Below are 8,553 nucleotides of genomic sequence, written 5' to 3'. Positions count from 1 at the left end.
ACGGCTATAGAAGGACGAGCCAATGGCAAAGAGATACGTCTAAAACTTTCCCATGGGCTACATTTCAGTAACCGAGCACTTTGTAGCAACGAGACACTCTGTTCCATAAAAGCGGCACGACAGAGTAAATAAACATAAGGGTATAAAACCAGTGACAACACCATAACAGCACCGGCCACGGTGCGAATATCGGGAAACCAGTAATCTCCCGCCGCCCATCCGGTTATCTCTCGTAGAAAAATCTGCACCGGGCCTGCAAAATCAAACCAGTCGGTATAGATATAGCCGATCAGGTAACCAGGCATAGCTAACGGTAAAACCAACGCCCATTGCAAATACTTTTCACTGGGTAAACGGCACATTGCCATTAGCCAAGCCGCTGGAAGGCCAAGTAAAAAGGAACACAGCATAACTCCGAAGGTTAATAACAATGTATTCCAGATATAGGTCGGCATTACAGTGGTCATTAGATGAGCAAACAACGCATCACTTTCCCCAACAGCGGTATAGAAAATAGCTAAAATAGGCAAAACCAGTAGCAGCGCCAAAACACCACTACTGGTTTTCCATAGGAATTGTTTTTCATTCATCGTCAAAAACGACAAAACTTGATGGCATAGCCGTATCCTTCAAAGCATCTGCTATCGGTTTTAATCATTCCGAGCATTAGCTAACCAATTTAATTACAGATCAAACTTCACTTCATCCAACAGCTTCACCGCGGTGTTATGATGTGATGCAATCTCATCGAGTGAAATCGTATCCGCTTTAAAGTCCCCCCAAGAAGCCACTAAGGCAGAGCGAGCTACACCTGGCTTGACTGGATACTCAAAATTAACTTCTGCATACATCTGCTGCGCTTTATCACCGGTCAAAAATTCCATCAGTTTTAATGCATTCTCTTTATTTGGCGCATACTTTGCCATTGCCATACCTGAAATATTGACATGTGTTCCTTTGGTCTGTTGATTGGGGAAATTAATATAAACCGAATCCGCCCATGCTTTTTGCTCAGGATCATTGATCATCGCGCCAAGATAATAACTATTACCCAGTGAAACATCACACAATCCCTCTTTAATCGCTTTCACTTGACCGCGATCATTACCTTGTGGTTTACGAGCTAAGTTCGCTTTTACCCCTTTTAGCCACTGTTTCGTTTCCGCTTCACCATGATGAGCAATCATGGCTGAGACCAACGACACGTTATAAGGGTGCTTACCGCTTCGTGTACAAACTTTTCCTTTAAACTCGGGGTTTGCTAAATCAGCATAGTTAAAAGCATCGCCCAACTGACCGACTCGATCACGAGAAGAATAAACACTCCGAGTTCGCGTCGTTAATGCAAACCATTCATTTTCCTTATCTTGGTATTGCGCGGGAATGTTTGCTTCGATAAGTTCACTGGAGACCGGTTGCAATAACCCTTTATCAGTTAGTTCCGCTAAGCGACTAATATCAACGGTTAGAATAACATCGGCGGGACTATATTCACCTTCCTGAACCAATTTTTCAGCGATTCCGGTTTTGGCAAACATAACGTTGACTTTAATCCCCGTTTCTTTCGTAAATTCATCAAACATTGGCTCAACCAGAAAAGGCTGCCGATAGGAGTAGACATTGACTTCTTGTGCAGCGATTACCGCTGGCGATAAGGTACTACATGCAATGGCAGTAAGCGTGAGGAGTTTTTTCATGGTTCAGTCCTTTATTATTAATAATGATAACACTTATCAATTTCACTCATTATATTGTTCAAACTGAATAAAACAATCGTGGAAAAATAAAAAAGCCTGCTATAAAAGCAAGCTTTTGCAATGTATTTGTAACCAATTATTACTTTAGAGTAACAAATTCAGGGTAAGCATCGACGCCACAGTCATGAACATCCATCCCTTCCAGCTCTTCTTCCTCAGAAACGCGGATCCCCATGGTGGCTTTAAGCATTCCCCATACCACTAAACTTGCCATGAAAACCCAAGCAAAAATAACCGCCGCACCGATGAACTGAGCACTAAAGCTCGCATCACCATTACTCAGTGGCACAACCATTAAGCCAAAGAAACCACACACGCCGTGTACTGAAATCGCCCCAACGGGATCATCAATTTTAAGCTTATCCAGCGCAATAATACTAAACACAACAATCACACCTGACACTGCACCTATCGCCACTGAATAGAGCGGAGAAGGAGATAGTGGATCCGCTGTAATCGCAACCAAACCGGCTAATGCTCCATTGAGTACCATCGTTAAATCAGCTTTGCCCCAAGTCGTTTTACACACCATAAGTGCAGCAATCGCTCCGGCAGCAGCCGCGGCATTGGTATTAAGGAAGATTTGTCCTACCGCGGTCGCGTTTTCAAAATCAGAAACCATTAGTTGTGAGCCACCGTTGAAACCAAACCAACCAAACCACAAAATGAAGGTACCTAATGTCGCTAATGGCATATTTGACCCCGGTATCGGATAAATTTGGCCATTTTTACCGTATTTCCCTTTACGAGCCCCCAGTAATAAAACGCCTGCGAGTGCTGCCGAAGCCCCAGCCATATGAACAATACCAGAACCAGCAAAGTCACTAAATCCGGCTTGCGCTAAGAAACCACCACCCCATGTCCAATAACCATGTATTGGGTAAATGAACGAGGTAAGCACCACCGCAAAAATTAAAAAAGCCCACAACTTCATACGTTCAGCTACCGCGCCTGAAACCACCGACATGGCGGTTGCAACAAAAACAACTTGAAAAAAGAAATCAGATTCTAGCGAGTGATCTGCCCCTGCATCTTGACTGCCGATCAGCGTACCAATGGATGGTAGCCACCCCCCTTCACTATTCCCTACATACATGATGTTATAGCCGACGATTAAATAAGTTGTACAAGCAATGGCATATAATACAAAGTTTTTCGTTAAAATTTCTGTGGTGTTTTTTGAACGAACTAATCCGGCTTCTAACATGGCAAAACCGGCAGCCATCCACATCACTAACGCGCCAGAAATCAAGAAAAAGAAGGTATCCAGTGCGTAGCGCAGTTCTGTTACTGTCACTGACAAATCCATAGTCATTATCTCCAATCCTTTGAATATTAAAGTGCTTCGCCATCAGTCTCGCCGGTACGAATGCGAACAGCGTGGCTCAAGTCATAAACAAATATTTTCCCGTCACCGATTTTCCCGGTATGAGCGGCTTTGATGATCGCTTCCAACACTCGATCAACATTATCCGCTTGAGTGGCAATCTCGATTTTTACTTTAGGTAGAAAGTCCACCTGATACTCCGCTCCACGGTAAAGCTCGGTATGTCCTTTCTGACGTCCAAAGCCTTTCACTTCAGCAACGGTCATACCTTCAATGCCGACATCGGCTAAGGCTTCACGTACATCATCGAGTTTAAAGGGTTTAATTATGGCGTTAATCAGTTTCATCGTATCCTCTCTGAAGCAGTAATCCATTTACACTTCAGTTAATCCAAGGTACGTGCCAACTTTTTAACATATTGAATAAAAAGGAAAAGATTAAATATTATCGTCATAAAAAACAATAAACGCACCATAACGGTGCGCCTATTTCCCTGATATAAAGCAACGTGAATCGTTGTCACCATATCGGTGCAACACTCGGCTCAACGCTCAGTTACAAACTTTCGCCATCCTACTAATAACTGCTGAAAATCGTCTAAACCACATTGGACAAAACTTTCACAATCGTAGAAGCCAAATGCTTCATCACTCAGTAGCTCCTGTTCTTGTAACAAAATATTCTCTTGGATCGTTACCTCATCTCCTTGAATCAGCAGAGATATTTCTTGTCCAACTAAATATTGCTCTTGATTAGGCTGTTGCTGAGCCAGTTTAATCAGGTGCATGACCTGATCAATTTTTGTGCACTCCGCTGCTATTTCGTCTTGCAACCAACGTGCAATAACTTCAAACCCCATCTCACAACGCACACTATACTGTCCCAGTAAGGTATTACGGATAAATTGATACTCCATCGCTTATCGCCATCCTAATAACTGTCGCGTGCATGATACAAAAAAACCTTGCCGATGTAGACCTGGAAGAAATCAATATCCATAAAAAAACCGCCTCAACGGAGGCGGCCAGATTAAGCGTAAAGCTTAGACTGCTTGCTGAATAATCACACTCTCAGCCTTCTTGGTATAATGTGGCATCAAATGAAAGTTCAAGTAACGGTAAGTATCCGCAGCGGTCGCATCAATTTGCTTGGCATACGCTAAATATTCATCCATGGTTGGAATTCGACCAAGAATTGCGCCAACGGCTGAAAGTTCGGCAGAAGCCAAATAAACGTTTGCCCCGGTTCCAAGTCGGTTCGGGAAATTACGCGTTGAGGTTGACATAACGGTCGCTTTATCTGCAACACGAGCTTGGTTACCCATGCAGAGAGAACATCCCGGTGTTTCAATGCGAACCCCTGCCCGCCCAAAGATGCCGTAATAGCCTTCTTCGGTCAGTTGATCTCGATCCATCTTAGTCGGTGGTGCAACCCAAAGACGCGTCTCAAGTTGACCGTTATATTTTTCAATCAATTTACCAGCAGCGCGGAAATGACCAATATTGGTCATACAAGAACCAATAAACACTTCATCGATCTTAGTCCCAGCGCACTCAGAAAGTAGCCGAGCATCATCAGGATCATTGGGTGCACAAAGAATCGGCTCTTTAATGTCAGCCAAATCGATCTCAATCACGTGCGCATATTCCGCGTCTTTATCTGCTTCCATCAACTGCGGATTGGCCAGCCACTCTTCCATCGCTTTAATACGACGCTCAATCGTACGACGATCACCATAGCCTTCAGCGATCATCCATTTGAGCATGGTGATATTGGAATTCAGGTATTCCGCAATCGATTCTTGGGATAATTTGACGGTACAGCCCGCCGCCGAACGTTCAGCAGAAGCATCAGACAACTCAAACGCTTGCTCAACCGTTAGGTGTTCCACTCCCTCAATTTCTAGCACTCGGCCAGAGAATTCATTAATTTTCCCTGCTTTTTCAACCGTCAGTAGCCCTTGCTTAATACCGTAATAAGGAATGGCATGGACTAAGTCTCGTAAGGTAATACCCGGCTGCATTTTGCCTTTAAAACGGACCAAAATCGATTCTGGCATATCCAAAGGCATGACACCGGTAGCAGCAGCAAACGCCACTAAACCCGAGCCAGCTGGAAATGAAATCCCTAATGGAAAACGGGTGTGTGAGTCCCCGCCTGTACCTACGGTATCAGGCAGCAGCATGCGGTTTAACCAAGAGTGAATCACCCCATCTCCAGGGCGCAGTGAAACCCCACCTCGATTCATAATAAAGTCCGGTAACGTATGGTGCGTATTGACATCAACCGGTTTTGGATAAGCTGAGGTATGACAAAAAGACTGCATCACCAGATCGGCTGAAAAACCAAGACACGCCAGATCTTTCAGTTCATCTCGAGTCATCGGCCCAGTGGTATCTTGCGACCCAACCGTAGTCATCTTAGGTTCGCAGTAGGTTCCAGGACGAATTCCCGCGACACCACAGGCTTTACCCACCATTTTTTGTGCTAAGGTAAAGCCTTTGTTGCTTTCTGCAACCGGAGATGGACGACGGAACACCGTCGACGGTTCTAAACCCAATGACTCACGGGCTTTATCGGTCAACCCTCGTCCGATGATCAGCGGAATACGCCCTCCCGCGCGAACTTCATCAATCAGCACATCGGTTTTTAATGTAAAGTGAGCCAGTATTTCTCCGGTTTGGTGATGGCATACTTTTCCCTCATAAGGGTAGATATCAATCACATCTCCCATATTGAGTTTGGATACATCCACCTCGATAGGCAGTGCTCCGGCATCTTCCATTGTGTTAAAGAAGATTGGGGCGATTTTTCCACCGAGAACATAACCACCAGCACGTTTATTCGGAACGAACGGAATATCATCGCCCATAAACCAAAGTACCGAGTTAGTCGCAGACTTACGTGAAGAGCCAGTTCCGACTACATCTCCCACATAAACTAATTGATGCCCTTGTGCTTTTAATGCTTCAATTTGTTTGATAGGGCCTATTTTTCCCGCATCATCAGGTTCGATGCCTTCTCGCTCATTTTTAAGCATGGCTAAGGCATGGACAGGAATATCAGGCCGAGACCAAGCATCTGGCGCTGGCGATAAGTCATCGGTGTTGGTTTCACCGGTCACTTTAAACACGGTTAAGGTGATTTTTTCTGCGAGTGCGGGTTTGGCGAGGAACCACTCAGCCTCAGCCCAGGATTGCATCACCTGTTTCGCAAACAGATTACCGTTTTGTGCTTTTTCTTCGACATCGTAGAAAGCATCAAACATCAGTAAGGTGTGAGAAAGGGCTGTTGCAGCAATCGGCGCAAGCTCATTATCATCAAGCAGCGAGACCAGCGGCTCAATATTATATCCACCCTGCATGGTGCCGAGTAGTTTAGCCGCTTTTTCACGACTGATTAGAGGGGAAGACACTTCACCTTGGGTTATCGCGGTTAAAAAACCCGCTTTCACGTAAGCAGCTTCGTCAACACCGGGCGGGATGCGGTTTTCAAGCAGGTCAAGAATAAAAGCTTCCTCGCCCTGCGGGGGATTTTTCAATAGCTCAACAAGTCCAGCAACTTGCTCTGCATCTAAAGGTTTGGGGACAACTCCTTCAGCAGCACGCTCTGCGACGTGTTTACGGTAGGCTTCAAGCACGACTTTTTCCTCTCATTGCGGTTCACCCAAATTATTATTAAAAGGTGAGTGAACATCCTTGGAAACTTGGCTCTCCGTTGCCCATGTTTTCATTCAAATTTGACTGAGAAACAGCGCCCTAGAGGCCAAACTGTGGACAATAGAATAGCAAATTTAACGATAAATTAAAATCTCATCATGTTGACCAACATAGCAAGTTAAGACGAAAGTTTATCCTCACTCCCGCCCTCTATGCCTTAAAAAGTGCTTCCTACAATCAGGTAGAACGCATCAAAATTTTGTTCTGTTCGGCCGTAACCAAACATGATCGGGCCTATCGGAGAATCAACCCCAGCGAAAATCGAACTCGCAACATACATAGGGGCATTATCAATATTGACTTTTGGCTCTGACCAAATCCCACCATACTCTAAAGAGGCCCCCAAATAGACCGGGGAAGTAAATAAACCGAAATCGTTATCAAACCAACGATAACGGTAAACCAAACTCGTATACGCTTTATTTTGTCCGATCAAACTATTACGAGGGATCCCTGAAAGATTTAAAAAGCCACCAATGGTTTTCGGCTCCACTGGGGTTATCGAGTTTTTGCTCCTCACTTCTCCGTAGTCTAAATTAGCAACCAACGTATGACGGCCAAAACTTTTTGCCGACATCAACTTGGCGGAAATATCATACACCGTATCAGAGCTGTTATTGGTTTGATCGATCAGATCATGCACATCATCGTGTGAGATAACATATTCAAGATCAATGTAGTTACCTTCACGTGGCATACTAAAATCATCTAGTGAATCAATGCGAAAATTGACAAATACTCCTTGGCGAGTAAAAGTGGCATGCCCATAATCAGGGATAGTTGAAGGCTCAGCCTTACCATCAATATAACGTGCACCCACTCTTAATTGACGCCACAAGGTTTGTTGATACCCCAATGCCACCTCACCGGTCAAGGTACGATAAGAGATAGGTATATAATTGCGCGTCGCAGAAAGTCCGGTATTTTCAAATAAATCATCATAGGGAACTTGGCGGTTATCATCGCGATAACGCCCAGTCACTGCAATAAAGGTTTTTTGACTCGAGAACAGCGGTGAGTAAAGTTCAGCCTCTAATTGTTTATCGGTTCCCAAATCGATATTAAGTGCCAACTCCGCCCCCTGAGAACCAAGATCGGTAAAATTCAAAGATGCACCTAAAGAGTATTGACTGGTGGTGCTAAAATCATCTTCTAAAAAAAAGCGAAAATTTAAGTAATTAGGGCCCCAACCTTTCTCGTAAACATCAATTAATAAGTTATTTTTTTCATCGGCTTGCTCATACTGATAACGAACAAGTTTAAATCGGTCTAACGCATAAAGTCGATCAATACTTGCTTCAATCTCTTCGGTACTGAGCGCCATATCTTGCGCTAAATTCAGTCTATTTTTTAACAGTAAGTCGCTGTAATGAGAGTGGTTACGAATCGCAATATTATCGACCGTTAACTGATCGCCGTATTGCAGCTTTCGGCGACGCTGTTCTTTAGCATCAATGTAATCTTGATACTGAGCGCTACTCAAAGCGAGCTTCTGTAATTGTTGCTGGTGCGCTGACGCCGTTTGATAACCTTCAATAAAGGCATCGGGCATTTTATGAAATTCGGTCGTTTCCATCAGCCCGACATTGGGCTTGAGTAAAATATCTTGCTCGCTCAAATGAGAAGTTTGGCGCTCAGTGGTACGTCGCACAAGGTAATTAGATAGCTGGTTCGCGGCACTTAAAAAGCTACTAAATGACTCTTGCTGCTTATAATCCGAACTAATGTCGACCGCAATCACGACATCCGC

The 8,553-nt window shown here is 44.3% G+C and carries 7 protein-coding genes; all 7 read right to left on the bottom strand.

Annotation, left to right across the window (positions count from 1 at the left end):
• Positions 1-590: ABC transporter permease (locus B7C60_RS17820; RefSeq protein WP_245868534.1), on the bottom strand; the 590-nt coding region annotated here is incomplete at its 3' end.
• 93 nt (positions 591-683) lie between these two features.
• On the bottom strand, positions 684-1,697 hold the full coding sequence (locus B7C60_RS04435) for a Fe(3+) ABC transporter substrate-binding protein (RefSeq protein ID WP_099610607.1): 1,014 nt from the start codon (positions 1,695-1,697) through the stop codon (positions 684-686).
• Positions 1,698-1,836: 139 nt separating this feature from the next.
• Positions 1,837-3,066, bottom strand: a complete 1,230-nt coding sequence (locus tag B7C60_RS04430) for an ammonium transporter (protein WP_099610687.1) — start codon at positions 3,064-3,066, stop codon at positions 1,837-1,839.
• 26 nt (positions 3,067-3,092) lie between these two features.
• Positions 3,093-3,431: a P-II family nitrogen regulator gene (glnK, locus tag B7C60_RS04425; RefSeq protein ID WP_099610606.1), complete on the bottom strand. Its 339-nt coding sequence runs from the start codon at positions 3,429-3,431 to the stop codon at positions 3,093-3,095.
• A 197-nt stretch (positions 3,432-3,628) separates the two neighbouring features.
• On the bottom strand, positions 3,629-4,000 hold the full coding sequence (locus tag B7C60_RS04420; RefSeq protein ID WP_099610605.1) for a YacL family protein: 372 nt from the start codon (positions 3,998-4,000) through the stop codon (positions 3,629-3,631).
• 126 nt (positions 4,001-4,126) lie between these two features.
• On the bottom strand, positions 4,127-6,724 hold the full coding sequence (gene acnB, locus B7C60_RS04415; RefSeq protein ID WP_099610604.1) for a bifunctional aconitate hydratase 2/2-methylisocitrate dehydratase: 2,598 nt from the start codon (positions 6,722-6,724) through the stop codon (positions 4,127-4,129).
• Positions 6,725-6,960: 236 nt separating this feature from the next.
• The coding region (locus B7C60_RS04410) for a POTRA domain-containing protein (RefSeq protein ID WP_245868532.1) at positions 6,961-8,553 on the bottom strand (1,593 nt) is incomplete at its 5' end.

Source organism: Vibrio fujianensis, assembly GCF_002749895.1.
GTDB classification, from domain to species: Bacteria; Pseudomonadota; Gammaproteobacteria; order Enterobacterales; family Vibrionaceae; genus Vibrio; species Vibrio fujianensis.
The sequence above is the reverse complement of the archived record's forward strand: the minus strand, read 5'-3'. Positions and strand labels throughout refer to the sequence as shown.